The following is a 16,181-nucleotide window of genomic DNA, read 5'->3' as shown; positions in this document are numbered from 1 at the left end:
ATTGTTCTGAGGAATCATTGTGCGTTCATTGTTCTGGCGTATTCTCGCAAGCTTCTGGCTGGCCATCGCTCTGGTTGCAGGGCTTTCCATTCTGCTGGGGCACATGCTCAACCAGGACGCGTGGATCCTCAGCCGCCATCCGGGCCTCAACACCCTGGCCGCCGACTGGACGCAGACCTACGAAGCCCAGGGCGAAGACGCTGCCCAGGACATCCTCGAACAACGCAAACGCCAATACCACATCGACGTGCAAGTGCTGAACGAGAGCGGCGACCCGGTGGTGCGCGGCACCTTCCCCCGTCGCGCGGCCGCCTTCGAAGCACGGCAGAACAACGACGACCGACGCCTGCCATGGCGACGTCTGACCGATGAATTCACCAGCGAAAAAAGCGGCGACACCTACCTCTTCATCTACCGCATTCCGCACCCGGAACTCGACGCCTGGCACCGCGAAAGCCTGCTCTGGCCATTGAGCGCCCTGGGGATCGCATTGGTGGTGCTGACCCTGTTCAGCCTGCTGGTGACCTTCTCCATCACCCGCCCGCTCAGCCGTTTGCGCGGCGCGGTGCACGATCTGGGGCAGACCACCTACCAGCAGAACAGCCTGGCGAAACTCGCCAACCGCCGCGATGAGTTCGGCGTACTGGCCAACGACTTCAACCGCATGGGCGCACGCCTGCAAAGCCTGATTGGCAGTCAGCGCCAGTTGCTGCGCGACGTGTCCCACGAGTTGCGTTCACCGCTGGCACGGCTACGCATCGCGCTGGCATTGGCCGAACGGGCGAGCCCGGAAGAACGGGAAAAACTCTGGCCACGCCTGACCCGCGAGTGCGATCGGCTGGAAGCGCTGATCAGCGAAATTCTGGTGCTGGCACGGGTCGATGCCGACAACGCCAGCGCCGAAGCCGTGGACTTGAATGCCCTGCTGGGTACTCTGCAAAAGGACGCGCAACTCGGCTCGCCCGAGCAGACCGTGCGCCTGGAAGCCGAGCCGCAGCTCAAAATGACCGGATGGCCAACCATGATCGAGCGCGCCGTGGACAACCTGCTGCGCAATGCCCAGCGCTTCAACCCGGTGGGGCAGTCGATTGAAATGCAGGCTTCACGTCAGGGCGAGCGGATCGTGGTCAGCGTGCGCGACCATGGGCCGGGGGTGCAGGCGGAGCATTTGAGCCAGTTGGGTGAGCCGTTTTATCGGGCGCCGGGGCAGACTGCGGCTGGGCATGGCCTGGGATTGGCAATTGCCCGGCGGGCTGCGGAGCGACATGGCGGGACGCTGGTGCTGGCGAATCATCCGCAGGGTGGGTTTGTGGCGAGTCTTGAGTTGCCGTTGGAGCCTGGGATTGTGGTGCAGCCCTGACCCCCCCCTCTCCCCAGCCCTCTCCCCAGAGGGGCGAGGGAGCCGACCGAGGTGTCTTACGTCATACATCGACCTGAATGACCGAGTCGACTATGGTTTTGCAAAAGCACCTGAGCCGAGGCCAAAGCACCTGAACCAAGTCAATTCGGATTCCGCCAAAGCACTTGAGCCGAGTGAATTCTGGATTCAGCCAAGTTCTTTCAGGTCGGTGGACCTCTGAAGCATCCCCCGGTCAGTCCCCTCTCCCTCCGGGCGGTCCGACGTTTCGGGAGGGTTAGGGTGAGGGCGCTTTTAACGCTTTTAAGCCTTTGCGGGCCAGGCACTGACAAACTCCGCCAAATCAACCTTCTCCGCCACCCGCGGCTCCTTCTGCGGCGTCCCAAGGTACAGAAACGCAATCACCTCTTCATCATCCGTCAGCCCCAAACCCTCGGCGACATGTTTCGAGTACGCCAGATCACCCGTACGCCACACCGCGCCAATCCCCTGCGCGTAAGCCGCCAGCAGAATCCCGTGAGCCGCACAGCCTGCGGCCAGCAATTGCTCGGCCTTCGGGTATTTGACGTGATCCTGCAACTTGGCGATGACCACGACCACCAACGGCGCCCGCAGCGGACCGTTGCGCGCCTTGTCGATCATCGCTTCGGTGACTTCGCCTTCCTGCATTTGCGCAGCTTGCGCCAGCAACTCGCCCATCTGCTCACGCGCCGCGCCTTCGACGGTCAGGAAGCGATACGGCTGCAAATGGCCGTGATCCGGTGCACGGGTCGCGGCGGCGAACAGCACTTCGCGCTGTTCGGCGGTGGGGGCCGGATCGATCAGTCGTGGAACGGAAACACGGTTGAGCAAAGCGTCGAGAGCCTGCATCGGCCACCTCCTGAAAAAAATGTCCGGCTATTCTAGCTGCAAGTGATCCGGCCGCGTCGGTTTACATGCCTTGCCCCGCAGGTAGAATGGCGCCTTTCCCACATCAGCCCGAGCGGACTTCATGGCGTTGCCGACCTTACGGATCATTGGTTTCATCATCGGCATCTTCCTGATCACCCTGGCCATCGCCATGGTCGTGCCTATGGCCACCCTGGTGATTTTCGAGCGCACCGGCGATCTGCCGTCGTTCCTCTGGGCGAGCATGATCACCTTCGTCGCCGGCCTGGCGCTGGTGATTCCCGGACGCCCGGAACACATTCACCTGCGTCCCCGCGACATGTACCTGCTGACCGTCACCAGTTGGCTGGTGGTGTGCATTTTCGCCGCGCTGCCGTTTTTGCTGACCCAGCACATCAGTTACACAGACTCGTTCTTCGAAAGCATGTCCGGCATCACCGCCACCGGTTCGACCGTACTCAGCGGGCTGGACACCATGTCCCCGGGTATCCTGATGTGGCGTTCGCTGCTGCACTGGCTCGGCGGTATCGGCTTCATCGGCATGGCGGTGGCGATTCTACCGCTGCTGCGGATCGGCGGCATGCGCCTGTTCCAGACCGAATCCTCGGACCGCTCGGAAAAGGTCATGCCCCGCTCGCACATGGTGGCGCGGTTGATCGTGGCGGCGTACGTGGGCATCACCATTCTCGGCAGCCTGGCGTTCTGGTGGGCGGGCATGAGCCCGTTCGATGCGATCAACCACGCGATGTCGGCGATCTCCACCGGCGGTTTCTCGACCTCCGACCAATCCCTGGCCAAGTGGACCCAACCGGCGGTGCACTGGGTGGCGGTGGTGGTGATGATCCTCGGCAGCCTGCCGTTCACCCTGTACGTGGCGACGCTGCGCGGCAACCGCCGGGCGCTGATCAAGGATCAACAGGTACAGGGCTTGCTCGGCATGTTGTTGGTGACCTGGCTGGTGCTCGGCACCTGGTACTGGTGGACCACCAACCTGCATTGGCTGGACGCCCTTCGCCATGTGGCGCTGAACGTGACGTCGGTGGTCACCACCACCGGATTTGCGTTGGGCGACTACAGCCTGTGGGGCAATTTCTCGCTGATGCTGTTCTTCTATCTGGGCTTCGTCGGCGGCTGTTCCGGCTCGACGGCGGGCGGGATCAAGATCTTCCGTTTCCAGGTCGCCTACATTTTGCTCAAGGCCAACCTTAACCAGTTGATTCACCCGCGCGCGGTGATCAAGCAGAAGTACAACGGTCATCGCCTCGACGAAGAAATCGTCCGGTCGATCCTGACGTTCTCGTTCTTCTTCGCGATCACCATCTGCGTGATCGCCCTGTTGCTGTCGCTGCTGGGCGTGGACTGGATGACAGCGCTGACCGGCGCCGCCAGCACCGTGTCCGGCGTCGGCCCGGGGCTGGGCGAAACCATCGGCCCGGCCGGCAACTTCGCCAGCCTGCCGGATGCGGCCAAGTGGATTCTGTCGTTCGGCATGCTGCTCGGCCGACTGGAGATCATTACGGTGTTTGTGCTGTGTATTCCGGCGTTCTGGCGTCACTGATCGCGTTTGGCGCCTCCAGCAACCGCGCCCGGTAATCGCCGGGCGTGGTGTCGAACCAGCGGCGGAAGGCACGGAAGAAATTGCTCGGATCGGCAAACCCCAGCAGATAGGCAATCTCCAGCAAGGTCATGCTCGGCTGCGCCAGGTATTGCTCGGCGAGTTCTCGGCGGGTGTCATCGAGCAACTGCTGAAAACTGGTGCCCTCCTCCTGCAAACGGCGTTGCAAGGTGCGCTGCGACAAGTGCAGCGTCTGCGCCACCGTATCGCGCTTGGGCTCGCCCTGCGGCAGCAAGCGGCACAACACCTGACGCGCCTTGTGGGTCACACGACTTTCGGAAAACCGCGCCAGATATTCCCCGGCAAACCGGTCGTGCAGCAGCGCCATCGCTTCGTTGGCGGTGGGCAGCGGCGCTTCCATGTCGGCGCGTTCGAAGATCAGCGCGTCATACGGCGCGTTGAACACCAGCGGTGCATGGAAGGCTTGTTTGTAGGGTTGAAGATCAGCGGGTTCGTCGCCCTGCACCAGCACTTTGCGCGGGTGCAGCGTGCGCCCGGTCAGCCAGCCGCACAGCGCCAGCGCGCAGGCCAGCGAGGCTTCGGCACTCTGCCGGGTCGGCGGCAAATGATCGCCGTGCACCGTCAGAATCAGCGCATAACCTTCGTCGAGCAGGCGAAAACTCAAGTCGGCACTTTCGGCAATGATCCGCTGATAACGCACCAGTCGCTGAAAACCTTCGGCCAGGGTGTTACTGGACATCAGCGCGTAGCCTGCGACGTGGAACGAAGCCGGTCGCACCACCTTGCCCATGTTCAGACCTATGGCGGGATTGCCGGACAGTTCGACCGCCCGTTGCCAGAGTCGGGTCATGGAGTCCTGTGGGAAGCGTGCATCCGGATCCTCCAGCGCCGCGTAGTCGAGCCCCAGCTGTTTGAACAGAACCCGGCAATCCAGGCCGTCCATTTCCAGTGCTTTGACAATCCCCATCGCCCAGCTTGCAGATGTCGTTCGTTCGCTCATGGCGTTTTTTCTTGGATGACATGGTGAGCCGCATACTACGGCCAATTTCCCAAGGATAGTAAAGTGGCGCCGATTGTCACTGGCCGACGCCAATGATCACTCTAGACTCAAATAAGCTACCCGCCGAACAACTTGCAATCAGAACAATAACCACAGAGATCGCGGTCGTGGAAACCATCAAGCAATTCAACAGCTTCGCCGAGTTCTATCCGTATTACCTCAGCGAACACAGCAACAGCACCTGTCGTCGCCTGCACTTCATCGGGACGACGCTGGTGATCTTCATTCTCGCGATGACCATCGCCAAGGGCGCCTGGCTGCTGTTGCTGGCCCTGCCGCTGGCCGGTTATAGCTTCGCCTGGGTCGGCCACTTCTTTTTCGAGAAGAACCGGCCGGCGACTTTCCAGCATCCGCTCTACAGCCTGTTGGGGGATTTCATCATGTACCGCGACATGATCCTGGGCCGCGTGGCGTTCTAGAACCCCTGACCAAGAGGATTGCCGATGAATGCCAATGCCCGTTTCACCCATATGAAGGACGGCACGCAGGAAGACTGGGCGATCATCGCGGCGGATTTCAGCGCCTACGCCCGTCAATTGCCGGGCCGGATCATGGCGCACCTGAAATTGCTCGAAGGTGATTTCGGCGGGTTCCCGGTGGATCGCCTGACCCACTCGCTGCAAACCGCCACCCGCGCCCATCGCGACGGGCGCGACGAGGAATACGTGGTCTGCGCCCTGCTCCACGACATCGGCGACACCCTTGGCTCCTACAATCACCCGGACATCGCCGCCGCGATTCTCAAGCCGTTTGTCAGCGCCGAGAACCTGTGGATGGTGGAAAAGCACGGGATCTTCCAGGGGTACTACTTCTTCCATCACCTGGGCATGGATCGGCACCTGCGCGAGCAGTTCAGCGGTCATCCGCAGTATCAGGCGACCGCGGAGTTCTGCGCGAAATACGATGCGGCGGCGTTCGACCCGGACTACGACACCCTGCCGCTGAGCTTCTTCGGACCGATGATGGAACGACTGTTCGCCCGGCCGAAGAACTCCATCTACAAAGCGGCGATGGAAGAACACAGCCCCGCCTGAATGTGATGTCGGCTGTACCGACCTCATCGCGGGCAAGCCCGCTCCCACAGTGATCGAAGGTGTAAGTGGCCTTTGTGTACACCCCAAAAATCTGTGGGAGCGGGCTTGCCCGCGATGAGGCCAACAAACCGACACACATCTTTTCTAAGCCAGCTCGGCAACCTTGGCCGCTTTCAGTTCTGCTTCTCGCGCCTGCGCATCCGCCAGGCGATACAGTTCGATCGTGCCGTCCCAGTGCTCGATCAGTGCCGTGCACGACTCCACCCAGTCGCCGCAGTTGAGGTAATCCACCTCGCCGACCTTGCGGATCTCGGCGTGGTGAATGTGCCCGCAGACCACCCCGTGCAACTCGCGCTTCACACATTCGTGGGCGATGGCTTCTTCGAAGTCGCTGATGAAGCTCACCGCTGTCTTCACCTTGTGCTTGAGATAGGCCGACAGCGACCAATAGCCGTAACCGTATTTCGCCCGCCAGTGATTGAGCCAGCGGTTGAGGGTCAGGGTGAATTCGTAGGCCGAGTCGCCGAGAAAGGCCAGCCAACGGTGATAACGGGTGATCACGTCGAACTGGTCACCGTGGATCACCAACAGATGCCGGCCATCGGCCGTGACGTGCACTGCTTCGTCGACCAACTGGATGTTGCCCAGGATCAGCTTCGAATAACGGCGCAGGAATTCGTCATGATTGCCGGTGACGTAGATCACTTCAGTGCCGCGCTTGCTCATGGTCAGCAAGCGGCGGATCACGTTGGTGTGCGCCTGGGGCCAGTACATGCCGCCGCGCAGTTTCCAGCCGTCGATGATGTCGCCAACCAGATAAATCTTGTCGGCGTGATAGCCCTTGAGAAATTGCGACAGATGCTCGGCCTGGCAATCCCGCGTGCCCAGGTGCACGTCGGAGATCCACAAGGTGCGAACCCTTTGTTTACGGCTGGGTCTGGCGAGCTCGGCGCTGGTCATGGGCAACCCTCTGCGATGTTTTCGCCACTGTGCGCGCGCCCGGTTAATCGACCATGACAGGTGTGCGTCAGTCGTGTGACAAACGCGTCGCCCCTGCGCCGGTGTAGACTGGCGGCTCGCCCGGAGACCGCCATGCCACCGATCCTGACCCTGCGCCATTACACCCACGACCTGATCATCCACAGTCACGACCACGCGCAACTGGTGTTCGGCCTGTCGGGCGCGCTGGATTTCGAAGTCGAAGGGCACGGCAGTCAGGTATTGCAGCAGAGCTTCGTGGTGATTCCCTCTGGCGCGCATCACGCGTGCGGCAGCCCCAAGGGCAGCCGTTGTCTGGTACTGGATGTGCCGGACGAGCAATGGCTGATGCGCTCGCTGGGCGATCACGCTGAGGCCAGCCGTCGTCTGCTCGATCACTCCGCGCGCCTGTCGCTGGATGCCGGGCAAGGTCAACTGGTCAATTGGCTGGCGAACAGTCCGGTGGACGATCCGTTGATTGCGCAACAGGGCGCGGTGCTGTTACTGGCGAGCCTGAACCACGCGAAGCCAGCCGAGCTCTGCGCACGTCGCCTGCCCTATGCGGCACTCGATGCGCACATCGAGCAGTACGCGGCCTATCCGCTGCAAGTCGCAGATCTGGCGCGCATCGCCGGACTATCCAGCGCCCGATTGCATGCGCGGTTCGTCGCCGAATGCGGGCAGACACCCATGGATTACATTCGCAGTCGACGACTGCATAAGGCCGTCACGCTGTTGCGGGAAACCACGCTCCCCATCGGCGAGGTGGCCAGCCGCATCGGCTACGGGTCGCAAAGTGCTTTTTCGGCCGCCGTCCTGCGTGAGTTCGGCACCTCTCCTACACAATTGCGACGCGAGGCTGACGACAAAAGTCGATAGTCTGCCGACAGACTTTTCGGCCGCTACAGGCTTCAATGTGTGCCTGAAATGGTGTTTGAAAAAAGGACTGCAATGACTCCCCGTACCGCCCTCGGCGCCCTGCATATCGGCGCATTGATGTTCGGCCTGACCGGCGTCTTCGGCAAACTCGCCGCCGCAACGCCGGCAGTCATCGTCTTTGGACGGGCCGCCTTCGCCGTTCTTGCACTGGCATTCTTCGCCCGTTTCGCCAGCCAGCACGGCTGGCAGAAACTGCAAGCCGTGGACTGGCGACGACTGGCCTTAAGCGGCGTGCTGCTGGCCGGTCACTGGGTAAGTTTCTTCATTGCCGTGAAGGTGGCCGGTGTCGCTGTGGCCACCCTCGGTTTCGCCAGTTTCCCGGCCTTCACGGTGATCCTCGAAGGGCTGATCTTCCGCGAACGCATCCGCGCCAACGAAATCATTCTGGTGGCGCTGGTCAGTGTCGGTCTGGTGCTGGTGACCCCGGCGTTCGACCTGGCCAGCGGCGCTACCACCGGACTGCTCTGGGCTATCCTCTCCGGCCTGCTGTTTTCCCTGCTGTCGCTGACCAACCGTGCCAGTTCCGGGCGTATCCCGGCGGTGCAGGCGGCGTTGTGTCAGAACGTGGTGGTGGCGTTGTGTCTGCTACCGGTGGCAGCGCCGCAACTGAGCGAAGTGCGCGCCATCGACTGGTTGTGGATCGCCCTGCTCGGCGTGTTCTGCACCGGCGTCGCCCACAGCCTGTTCGTCGCCAGTCTCGCGGTGATCAAGGCGCGGACCGCGGCGGTGGTGTTCGCCATGGAGCCGGTTTACGGCATTACCGTTGCGTGGCTGCTGTTCGATGAAAACCCGACCCTGCGGATGCTGCTCGGCGGCGCGCTGATCATCGTCGCCATTGTGGTGTCGAGCCAGATGTCAGGCAGCGCCAGCAAAAAAACGGTGGAGGCCGAGGCGGCGTCTCACTGAGTGCGGTCGTTGTGACCGAGGTCGCGCTCAGGGTCGATCTGGTCACGTACACGCTGCTTGAGCACCTTGGCTTCGGGGAAACCACCGTCGGCCTTGCGCTCCCAGATCTGCACATCGTTGCAACTGATGTGAAAAATCCCGCCGGTGCCCGGCACCAGTGACACTTTGCCAAGGTCGTCGCCAAAAGTACTGAGCAACTCCTGCGCCAGCCACGCTGCGCGCAACAGCCACTGGCATTGCGTGCAATAGGTGATGACGATTTCCGGTTTTGTGGCGGTCATGATCGTTGAAACTCCTGAGCCAGAGGGCGCCGCTATAATAGCCGGCTTTAACGCTTGCCCCGAGACTCACAATGCGTCGTCTGCTGATCTGTCTATTGCTTGGTTTCCTTCCATTGTTCGTTCATGCCAGTGAAGCGCCGCGACCGAAAGTCGGCCTGGTGCTGTCTGGTGGTGCAGCCCGTGGTCTGGCGCACATCGGCGTACTCAAGGCGCTGGAAAAGCAAGGCATCAAGATCGACGCGATTGCCGGCACCAGCATGGGCGCGGTGGTCGGTGGCTTGTACGCCTCGGGCTACAAAATCGACGAACTGGAAAAACTCGCCCTGAGCATCGACTGGCAGCAGGCCCTGTCCGATGCCCCGCCCCGGGAAGACGTGCCGTTTCGGCGCAAGCAGGATGACCGCGACTTTCTGGTGAAGCAGAAACTGAGTTTTCGCGACGACGGCAGCCTCGGCCTGCCCCTGGGCGTAATTCAGGGACAGAACCTGTCGCTGCTACTGGAAAGTCTTTTGGCACATACCAGCGACACCCGTGATTTCGACAAGCTGCCGATCCCGTTCCGCGCCGTGGCCACCGACATCGCCAACGGCGAAAAAGTGGTGTTTCGCAAAGGCCACCTGCCCCAGGTGATTCGCGCCAGCATGTCGATCCCGGCGGTGTTCGCCCCGGTCGAACTCGATGGCCGGCTGCTGGTGGACGGTGGAATGACCGACAATATTCCCCTCGATGTGGCCCGGGAAATGGGCGTCGACGTGGCCATCGTGGTCGACATCGGCACCCCGCTGCGCAACCGCAAGCAACTGACCACCGTGGTCGACGTGTTGAACCAGTCGATCACCCTGATGACCCGGCGCAACTCCGAAGAGCAACTGGCGGCGCTGCACCCGAATGACGTACTGATCCAGCCGCCGCTGGCCAGTTTCGGCGCCACCGACTTCGGTCGCGCCGAGGAAATGATCGATGCCGGCTACCGAGCAGCCAAGGCCCTCGACGCTCGCCTCGCGCGATTGAAACCCGCAGTGTCTCAGGACGCCGAGCTCAACGCCGCCCGCGCACCGGGCCAACGCACGCCGATCATCACCGCGATCAGGGTCGAGAACGACTCGAAAGTCGGCGACGAGGTGATCCGTTACTACATCCGCCAGCCCATCGGCGAGCCGCTGGACCTCGGGCGCCTGCACTCGGACATGGGCACCTTGTACGGCCTGGATTACTTCGAACAGGTGCAGTACCGCGTGGTGCACAAGGGCCAGGAACACACGCTGGTGATCAGCGCCCGGGGCAAGCGCAGCGGCACCGATTACTTGCGGGTCGGCTTGAACCTGTCGGACGACATGCGCGGCGACAGCGCCTTCAACCTTGGCGCCAGTTACCGAATGAACGGCATCAACCGCCTCGGCGCCGAATGGCTGACCCGAGCGCAGATCGGCGACAAGCAGGAACTCTATACCGAGTTCTATCAGCCACTGGACGTCGGTTCGCGCTACTTCGTCGCACCGTATGCGGCGTTCGAAGCCCAGAACGTCGACTCGGTGCTCGACAACGACCCGATCGCCCAGTATCGCGTCGAACGCTACGGCTTCGGCCTCAATGTCGGCCGCCAGATCGGCAACAACGGCGAAATCCGCTTCGGTGTCGGCGAGGCCTGGGGCAAGGCTGACGTACGGATCGGCGACCAGAATCTGCCGAGCGAACACTTCAACGAAGGCTTCTATGCACTGAAATATTCGTTCGACTCACTGGATAACGTGTACTTCCCCCACGACGGCAAGGACGTCAGCCTGACCCTGATGCAATTCGAACCGAGCCTGGGTTCCGACACGCGCTATCGACAGTGGGAATTCAAACTGGACAAGGCCATGAGCAGCGGGCCGAACACGCTGATTCTGGGCGGTCGTTACGGCCGCACCCTGGACGATGCCAATGTGGTGACGTCGAGCTTCCTGCTGGGCGGCGCCCGGCAGCTGTCGGGTTTCCGCGAAGATGCCATCTCCGGGCAGAACGTCAGCCTGATGCGTGCGGTGTTTTACCGCCGCCTGACACCCCGCGCTTACCTGCCACTGGATTTCCCACTGTATGCCGGCGGCTCGCTGGAACGCGGCCGGGCCTGGAACAACGACAACGAATTCGACAGCGGCTACATCAATGCGGCCAGCGTGTTTATCGGTTTTGATACGCCGCTGGGGCCGCTGAATTTCAGCTATGGCCTGAACGATGCCAACGAACAGGCGGTTTATCTGAACCTGGGGCAGACCTTCTGACCCGGATCAGCGAATCCCGGCCAACAGGGTTCGGGCGGTTTGCCTGAGCGGCTCATCGCCCTCTTTCAGCAGCTCATTGAGCAAGGCGATCGCACTGTCGAGGTCGCCATCGTCGATGCAGGTCTGGGCCTGTTCGAGTTTTCCGGCGTTGGCCGCCTCGGTCGGGCCCGACTCGATTTCCGGTAATTGCAGGTCCAGCGGTTCCAGTTTCAACGACTGACCGGGATCGCCAAATTCGTTGAGGAAGTCATCGTCTATCGGCTGCATCTCCGGCTCGGCGATCCATTCCAGTTCCGTCGTAGCATCATCGTTGGCAGTTTGCGGCAACTCGAAATCCTGTGGCAGCACTTGCAGGCTGGAGCCGAGTGCTGATGGAGCCGACAAAGGTGTGTCCGTTGCCGGGCGACTGTCTTCCAGATCCCAACTGGAATCCATCGACAGTTGCTCCAGGTTCAGCTCGAAATCATCCTCGGCCAACGGTGTTGTGGGGGTGGCTTGTTCAACGGGCAGTGCGGCAATGGCCGGAGCCACCGCGGCCAGAGGTTCAGTTCTGGCCAGTTTCGGATATCGAGCGCGGACGTCGCGCAACCGCTGTTCTTCGACACCGAGCTGGCGCAAGTGGCTTTCCTGTTCGTCATAGGCCGGCAGATCGCCTTGTCGACCCAGCACCTCGAGCATTTGCACACCCAGATCGATGCGCTCCGGTTCCTTTTGCAAGGCGTCGCGCAGCAGACCGAGCGCTTCGCCGAGCCGTCCATAGGCCAGGTAAATGCCGACCGCCTCCAGCACATCGCCCGCGGCTTGTTCGTCACGGTGCTCGACGGCCTCCTGAACCGCATTCGGACGAACAACTTCGGATTCATTGAGCGCGGGCTCGCTTCGCTGGGGTGCTACCACCGCAGGCCCTGCAAGACTCGCTTCAGACTGGCGTCGGCGGCGTACATAAAACACCGCCCCCAACAGGCCCAACAACACCAGCAAACCGCCAAGCAGCGGCCAACTGAAGGAGTCTTCCTGCGACTCGACCGGTGCAGCGATCGGAGCCGGGACCGGTACCGGAGCTACTGGGACTACCGGAGCCGGCGGCGCCTGTTGCATTTCTGCGAGACGCGCCTGCAAATCACCCAGCTGTTTCTTGCCATCGGCGATCTGGACCTCCTGCGCTTGCAGCTTAACGTTCAGCTCATCGATGGTTTTCTGCAGTTGCTGGTTCTGCAACACGCTGGCGGCCAACTGCTCGGCTTGCGCGTCGTTGGTCGCAGCCGTTTGCGGCACTGGCGCTGCGGGCGGTGCAGCAGGCTTGTTTTGGGTGCTGGCAGCCGGTGCCTCAGGCGTTGGAAATTCCGATGATTGCGCGCGGACATCAGGCTCGTCGGTGGCCGGCACAATGTCCGGCGAACCTGGAGGGTCGATCAGCACCGTGTACTCGCGCAGCAAGTGGCCGTTCGGCTGATTGAGCTGCACAAGAAAATTCAGGAAGGGTTCGTTGACCGGTTTGGTCGAGGTCACCCGGATCATATTGCGATTGCCGCGCAGGATCGGGGTGAACTTGAGGTCGTTGAGGAAGAACACCCGCTCGACCCCGGCACGGCCGAATTCTTCCGCCGTGGCCAGACGGACCGAGAGCTCGCTTTCGCTGAGCCCGGCGACATCCACCAGTGCGATGTCGGCCTTGAGCGGCTGATTGAGGGCCGAGTGCACGGTGATGTCACCGAGCCCCAGCGCCAGTGACGCCGTGGACCAAGTGAGAACACCGGCCACCAGCAGTGAGTTGGCGCAACGCAGTACCACGTGCCGACTGTCGAGCATGAGCATCCCTTAAATAAGCAAAACCGACTTCTATGGGTTCGCACATCCGGTACGAACACGATATTGCCCAGTAGTTCTTATAGTCTGCCCAGCGCGATCTCTCAAAAAAACGGCACGGGGTTATGCCTCAAGATTTTTCCAGATTGGCCAGAATGTGCCCGTGAACCCGCATGCACACCTTCAAATCCGCCTCGTCGACGCCTTCGAACAACTCGTGACGCAGTTGCGTGGCGATGGTTTCGATCTGTTCGATCAGCGGCAGGGCCGGTGCGCACAGCACGATTTTTTTCGCCCGGCGGTCTTCCATCACGGACTGGCGTTGCACCAGGCCCTGGCCTTCCAGGCTGTCGAGCAAACGCGCAAGAGTCGGCCCTTCGACGCCGACGCTTTGCGCCAGCTCCCGTTGGGTCGGGGCGTCTTCGAAACGCGCCAGATGCAGCAGCACCAGCCAGCGCGCCTGGGACAAGCCCAGACCGGCCAGCCGGCGATCCAGTTCGGCACGCCAGCCACGGGACATCTGGGCCAGTTGCATGCCAAAGCGGTGTTGATCGGTTAACGGCATAAAACACTCATGGTTAGACTGAAGAAATAGAGAAAAACTAATTATTAGTCAGCTAAGCATGACATTTGGCTATAGGCAAGGGGGGACTTGTACTGAATCGTTACATCAGAAGATCCCTCACCCAACCCTCCCGAAACGTCGGAGCGCCCGGAGTGAGAGGGAACCGATTCGGGAATATTCAAGAAATACACCGACCTGAATGCTCTGATCTGAATCCACAATCGACCCGGTATTTCAGGTCGATGTATAGCGCTAGACAACTCGGTCGGCGCCCTCTCCTGGGGGAGAGGGCTGGGGTGAGGGGAAAGGCCGAATTACATCTCGAATTCAGATTGCAGCGCAGCCCTTACGCAATACAGCACGCCTTCCGGTACACGACCGGCAAACAGCTCGGCCACTTCGGCGACCGATGGCAACTCGCCCTCACCGTCGAGGAACGCATCCTGGACTTCGCCCATCAGGTCTTCCGGTAAGTCCAGCGCCTGCTCCAGCGACAATTGCTGTTTGCCGATGGCTTCGGCGAGCATGGTGTAGACGTTCTTTTCCGAGCACTGCAACTGCCCGGATATTTGCAGCGGCGTCATCCCGGCACGGGCCAGGGTGATCAGTTCGTGACGCACGTCGGCCACCACTTTCGGTGTCTCGGCCTCGCCACCGAGCACTTCGAGGAAGGCCTCGCCGTAGCGCTCCAGCTTGCGTGCGCCGACGCCGCTGACCTGGGCCATTTCCGCCAGCGAGGTCGGCTGGCTGCGGAGCATTTCCAGCAGGGTCGAATCGGGGAAGATGACATACGGTGGCACGCCGTGTTCTTCCGCCAGTTTTCGCCGCAGAGCGCGCAGGGCTTCCCACTGTTCGCGTTCTTCGCCGCGCACCAATTGACTGGCCGGGCTCTTGCTGCCGCTCTTGGCGGTGACTTGCGGCTTGAGGTCGCGGCGCAGCTCCAGGCTCACTTCACCCTTGAGCAGCGGCCGGCAAGTGTCGCTCAGACGCAACCCGCCGTAGCCTTCGTGATCGACATCCGCCAGACCGCGAGCAACCAACTGGCGGAACAGCGAGCGCCATTCGCTCTCCCCCAGCGCCTTGCCGACGCCATATACCGACAGATGCTGATGGCCGAAGCTGCGGACCTTTTCGTTGTCTTTGCCCAGCAGCACGTCCACCAGATGGCCGACGCCGTAACGCTGGCCGGTGCGATAGATCGCCGACAGCGCCTGACGTGCAGGCTCGGTGGCGTCCCAGGTCTGCACGCCGTCGGTGCAGTTGTCACAGTGCCCGCACGGCTCGGGCATGTCTTCGTCGAAATACGCCAGCAGCGCCTGACGGCGGCAGCGCGTTTCTTCGCAGAGCGAGAGCATCGCGTCGAGCTTGTGTTGCTCCAGACGCTTGTGGCGCTCGTCGCCTTCGGAGTTCTGCAGCATCTGCTTGAGCATCACCACGTCTTGCAGACCGTAGGCCATCCACGCGTCCGCCGGCAGACCGTCACGGCCACCACGTCCGGTTTCCTGGTAATACGCTTCAAGGGATTTCGGCAGGTCGAGGTGAGCGACAAAGCGCACGTTGGGCTTGTCGATGCCCATGCCGAACGCCACGGTGGCGACCATGATCAGGCCTTCCTCGTTCAGAAAGCGCTTCTGATTGAAAGCACGCAATTCGTTGGGCAAACCGGCGTGGTACGGCAGCGCCGGGAAGCCCTGCTCGCTGAGGAACGCCGCGACTTCTTCAACCTTCTTGCGCGACAGGCAATAGACGATGCCGGCGTCACTGCGCCGCTCGGCGAGGAACGCCAGCAACTGCTTGCGTGGCTGCTCCTTGGGCACGATGCGATAGAAGATGTTCGGCCGGTCGAAGCTCGACAGGAAACGCTCGGCGTTCTGCAAATGCAGGCGAGTGACGATTTCTTCGCGGGTACGCTTGTCGGCGGTGGCGGTCAGGGCAATGCGCGGTACGTCGGGGAACATTTCCGCCAACTGGCCCAGTTGAAGGTATTCCGGACGGAAGTCGTGGCCCCATTGCGATACGCAATGCGCTTCGTCGATGGCGAACAGAGCGATGTTCAAGCCTTGCAGAAATGACAGCATCCGCGGCTGTACCAGACGCTCCGGCGCCAGATAGAGCATTTTCACTTCGCCGCGCTTGATCCGGTTGGCGAGGTCTCGCTGCTGCTCGGCGCTCAACGTGGAGTTCAACGCGGCAGCGGCCACGCCCAGCTCTTCGAGGGTGGCGACCTGATCGTCCATCAGCGCGATCAGCGGCGACACCACCACCGCCAGGCCGTCGCGCAGCAGCGCCGGCACCTGAAAGCACAGGGATTTGCCGCCGCCGGTCGGCATCAGCACAAGGGCATCGCCGCCACTGGCCACGCGCTCAATGATTGCACCCTGACGGCCACGGAAACTGTCGTAGCCGAAGATGTCCTTGAGGACGCGTTGAGCCTGTTCGAGCATAAAAACTCCAAAAATCCACCGAAACATCCCTGCAGAGGCTGGTTCAAGACAGCCGAGGCTGCTTTAAACAAAACGTAAGGGCGCAT

14 protein-coding genes are annotated in these 16,181 nt (G+C 61.6%); 7 read left to right on the top strand and 7 right to left on the bottom strand.

Translation table 11 applies throughout. The annotated features are described in order from the left end of the window. Positions 1-19 precede the first annotated feature (19 nt). Complete coding sequence (locus JJN09_RS29135; protein WP_249484874.1) at positions 20-1,360, top strand: HAMP domain-containing sensor histidine kinase; 1,341 nt, start codon at positions 20-22, stop codon at positions 1,358-1,360. Positions 1,361-1,660: 300 nt separating this feature from the next. Here JJN09_RS29135 and JJN09_RS29130 read toward each other — a convergent pair whose 3' ends face one another. Next, on the bottom strand, positions 1,661-2,227 hold the full coding sequence (locus tag JJN09_RS29130; RefSeq protein WP_249484873.1) for a nitroreductase family protein: 567 nt from the start codon (positions 2,225-2,227) through the stop codon (positions 1,661-1,663). Between the two features lie 121 nt (positions 2,228-2,348). On the opposite strand from JJN09_RS29130, the gene JJN09_RS29125 reads away from it, so the two are divergent. Beyond that, a complete protein-coding gene (locus JJN09_RS29125; RefSeq protein ID WP_249484872.1) occupies positions 2,349-3,803 on the top strand; it encodes a TrkH family potassium uptake protein in 1,455 nt (484 codons plus the stop codon). Here the strand turns inward: JJN09_RS29125 and JJN09_RS29120 are convergent. Then, the gene (locus JJN09_RS29120; protein WP_249484871.1) at positions 3,760-4,821 is read right to left on the bottom strand and encodes an AraC family transcriptional regulator; all 1,062 of its coding nucleotides are present in this window, start codon (positions 4,819-4,821) and stop codon (positions 3,760-3,762) included. The two genes, JJN09_RS29125 and JJN09_RS29120, sit on opposite strands and share 44 nt — an antisense overlap. A gap of 167 nt (positions 4,822-4,988) precedes the next feature. Here JJN09_RS29120 and JJN09_RS29115 point away from each other — a divergent pair, with 167 nt between their 5' ends. Beyond that, a complete protein-coding gene (locus JJN09_RS29115) occupies positions 4,989-5,300 on the top strand; it encodes a DUF962 domain-containing protein (protein WP_249484870.1) in 312 nt (103 codons plus the stop codon). Between the two features lie 24 nt (positions 5,301-5,324). Continuing rightward, positions 5,325-5,915, top strand: a complete 591-nt coding sequence (locus JJN09_RS29110; protein WP_249484869.1) for an HD domain-containing protein — start codon at positions 5,325-5,327, stop codon at positions 5,913-5,915. A gap of 144 nt (positions 5,916-6,059) precedes the next feature. On the opposite strand, the gene JJN09_RS29105 is transcribed toward JJN09_RS29110, so the two are convergent. Then, entirely contained in the window at positions 6,060-6,875 is an 816-nt protein-coding gene (locus JJN09_RS29105) for a UDP-2,3-diacylglucosamine diphosphatase (RefSeq protein ID WP_007958385.1), read from the bottom strand. Positions 6,876-7,007: 132 nt separating this feature from the next. Here JJN09_RS29105 and JJN09_RS29100 point away from each other — a divergent pair, with 132 nt between their 5' ends. Both JJN09_RS29100 and JJN09_RS29095 read left to right on the top strand, forming a co-directional pair. Beyond that, entirely contained in the window at positions 7,008-7,772 is a 765-nt protein-coding gene (locus JJN09_RS29100; protein WP_249484868.1) for an AraC family transcriptional regulator, read from the top strand. 72 nt (positions 7,773-7,844) lie between these two features. Then, positions 7,845-8,738, top strand: a complete 894-nt coding sequence (locus tag JJN09_RS29095; RefSeq protein ID WP_096822236.1) for a DMT family transporter — start codon at positions 7,845-7,847, stop codon at positions 8,736-8,738. Here JJN09_RS29095 and JJN09_RS29090 read toward each other — a convergent pair. Further along, a complete protein-coding gene (locus tag JJN09_RS29090) occupies positions 8,732-9,019 on the bottom strand; it encodes a SelT/SelW/SelH family protein (RefSeq protein ID WP_249484867.1) in 288 nt (95 codons plus the stop codon). The two genes, JJN09_RS29095 and JJN09_RS29090, sit on opposite strands and share 7 nt — an antisense overlap. Positions 9,020-9,090: 71 nt before the next feature. Here JJN09_RS29090 and JJN09_RS29085 point away from each other — a divergent pair, with 71 nt between their 5' ends. Further along, complete coding sequence (locus JJN09_RS29085; RefSeq protein ID WP_249484866.1) at positions 9,091-11,280, top strand: patatin-like phospholipase family protein; 2,190 nt, start codon at positions 9,091-9,093, stop codon at positions 11,278-11,280. Positions 11,281-11,286: 6 nt separating this feature from the next. Here JJN09_RS29085 and JJN09_RS29080 read toward each other — a convergent pair whose 3' ends face one another. The 3 genes from JJN09_RS29080 to recQ all read right to left on the bottom strand — a co-directional run bounded on the left by JJN09_RS29080 (position 11,287) and on the right by recQ (position 16,095). Further along, positions 11,287-13,089, bottom strand: coding sequence for a FimV/HubP family polar landmark protein (locus JJN09_RS29080; RefSeq protein WP_249484865.1), 1,803 nt, complete (start codon positions 13,087-13,089; stop codon positions 11,287-11,289). A 127-nt stretch (positions 13,090-13,216) separates the two neighbouring features. Beyond that, positions 13,217-13,651 carry a MarR family transcriptional regulator gene (locus tag JJN09_RS29075; RefSeq protein ID WP_134785710.1) on the bottom strand — a complete coding sequence of 145 codons (435 nt, stop codon included), beginning with the start codon at positions 13,649-13,651 and terminating at the stop codon, positions 13,217-13,219. Positions 13,652-13,965: 314 nt separating this feature from the next. Further along, a complete protein-coding gene (recQ, locus tag JJN09_RS29070) occupies positions 13,966-16,095 on the bottom strand; it encodes a DNA helicase RecQ (RefSeq protein WP_249484864.1) in 2,130 nt (709 codons plus the stop codon). Positions 16,096-16,181: the final 86 nt, after the last annotated feature.

The sequence above is a fragment of the Pseudomonas sp. HS6 genome, assembly GCF_023375815.1.
GTDB lineage: Bacteria > Pseudomonadota > Gammaproteobacteria > Pseudomonadales > Pseudomonadaceae > Aquipseudomonas.
The sequence above is the reverse complement of the archived record's forward strand: the minus strand, read 5'-3'. Positions and strand labels throughout refer to the sequence as shown.

Excerpts from the sequence above, each read along its gene's own strand:
- JJN09_RS29130 (WP_249484873.1), bottom strand. The coding sequence starts at position 2,227 with ATGCAGGCTCTCGACGCTTTGCTCAACCGTGTTTCCGTTCCACGACTG.
- JJN09_RS29105 (WP_007958385.1), bottom strand. The coding sequence starts at position 6,875 with ATGACCAGCGCCGAGCTCGCCAGACCCAGCCGTAAACAAAGGGTTCGC.
- JJN09_RS29120 (WP_249484871.1), bottom strand. The coding sequence starts at position 4,821 with ATGAGCGAACGAACGACATCTGCAAGCTGGGCGATGGGGATTGTCAAA.
- JJN09_RS29090 (WP_249484867.1), bottom strand. The coding sequence starts at position 9,019 with ATGACCGCCACAAAACCGGAAATCGTCATCACCTATTGCACGCAATGC.
- recQ (WP_249484864.1), bottom strand. The coding sequence starts at position 16,095 with ATGCTCGAACAGGCTCAACGCGTCCTCAAGGACATCTTCGGCTACGAC.
- JJN09_RS29095 (WP_096822236.1), top strand. The coding sequence starts at position 7,845 with ATGACTCCCCGTACCGCCCTCGGCGCCCTGCATATCGGCGCATTGATG.
- JJN09_RS29110 (WP_249484869.1), top strand. The coding sequence starts at position 5,325 with ATGAATGCCAATGCCCGTTTCACCCATATGAAGGACGGCACGCAGGAA.
- JJN09_RS29075 (WP_134785710.1), bottom strand. The coding sequence starts at position 13,651 with ATGCCGTTAACCGATCAACACCGCTTTGGCATGCAACTGGCCCAGATG.
- JJN09_RS29085 (WP_249484866.1), top strand. The coding sequence starts at position 9,091 with ATGCGTCGTCTGCTGATCTGTCTATTGCTTGGTTTCCTTCCATTGTTC.
- JJN09_RS29100 (WP_249484868.1), top strand. The coding sequence starts at position 7,008 with ATGCCACCGATCCTGACCCTGCGCCATTACACCCACGACCTGATCATC.
- JJN09_RS29125 (WP_249484872.1), top strand. The coding sequence starts at position 2,349 with ATGGCGTTGCCGACCTTACGGATCATTGGTTTCATCATCGGCATCTTC.
- JJN09_RS29080 (WP_249484865.1), bottom strand. The coding sequence starts at position 13,089 with ATGCTCGACAGTCGGCACGTGGTACTGCGTTGCGCCAACTCACTGCTG.